Origin of the sequence: Nostoc sp. MG11 (assembly GCF_014904695.1) — a bacterium.
In the GTDB taxonomy this organism is placed as follows: Bacteria; Cyanobacteriota; Cyanobacteriia; order Cyanobacteriales; family Nostocaceae; genus Komarekiella.
In genome coordinates, this window is record NZ_JACXXN010000232.1 from 1 (window position 1) to 541 (window position 541).

Genomic DNA, 541 nt, shown 5'->3' on the forward strand with positions numbered 1-541 from the left:
GTTTCAAGCAGTTGCTTTTTAGCAGAAGCCGCGGTAGATTCTGGTAATGCTGCGATGGGCATAGAACCTGTGAGTTGTTTCATAAATACTCCAATTCCACAACACCCTCATCAGCAACTACAAAACGATTGAGATTTGGCTTTACTAATCTGAAACTCGTTGGCTTTAATCACAGGCATTGCTGCACTTTTTACTGCTGTTTTAGCTTGGTGATAAAGAAATTGAACTACACCGTCGGCATCTTCCTCATCCTCTACTTGCGCCCAAACAGAGCAGCCTATATCAATTGATTCAAACTGACCCAAATTGAACTTTCTAGAATAACTTATCGACACAGTACTGATTTTCATTGGCTTGTTTTTACTGCTAATTGATGTAGTGGTGACTCAAGAATGAATCGCCTTTGTTTGTTAAAATTTATTGCTTACCGCTTCTTGGCTTGCGGTAACAATTCGTTTTGTGGCTGCAATGATGCTCTGGCTTCTGCTTCAGACACAGGTGGTAGTGCTGGTGCGGTAACAGCATTACTAGCCCAACGTTC

General features: G+C 41.8%; 1 protein-coding gene. It reads right to left on the minus strand.

All coding sequences use genetic code 11. The features are described 5' to 3' along the window. Positions 1-110 precede the first annotated feature (110 nt). Positions 111-350, minus strand: a complete 240-nt coding sequence (locus HCR01_RS38250) for a hypothetical protein (protein ID WP_193201056.1) — start codon at positions 348-350, stop codon at positions 111-113. Positions 351-541: the final 191 nt, after the last annotated feature.